Below are 438 nucleotides of genomic sequence, written 5' to 3'. Positions count from 1 at the left end.
CAGAACGACAAAATCGTCTACGGCTATCCCAAGGAAGGCTTTCCGATCTGGATGGACAATGTCGCCGTCCTCAAGGACGCCAAGAATGTCGAGAACGCCAAGCTGTTCCAGAACTTCATCATGGATCCGGAAAACGCGGCCGGCCTCTCGGCCTTCCATCGCTACGCCAACGCCATCACCGGCTCGGACAAATACATGCCGGCCGACATGAAGGACGCGCCGGAAGTCGTCATTCCGGCCGACGCCAAGCCGAAAGGCGAGTTCCAGAAGATGTGCGGGCCGGAAACGCAGGAACTCTACACAAAGATCTGGACCGAACTGCAGAAGTAATCGCTGCATGCCGGACCCGGCGGCGTACGCCGCCGGGTCTTTTCTTTTCCGGGAATGCCTTTCATGGACTCCTATCGCGACAGCGATCCGCGGCCGCCTATCATGCGG

At 58.9% G+C, this 438-nt stretch carries 1 protein-coding gene; it reads left to right on the top strand.

The annotated features are described in order from the left end of the window. On the top strand, window positions 1-330 hold a 330-nt coding region (locus ACWTU8_RS32785), incomplete at its 5' end, for an extracellular solute-binding protein (protein WP_455851372.1). Between the last annotated feature and the right edge of the window lie 108 nt (window positions 331-438).

This window comes from Mesorhizobium sp. BHbdii (assembly GCF_053848045.1).
Note: the sequence above shows the minus strand (reverse complement) of the source record. Positions and strands in the feature narration are given on the sequence as shown.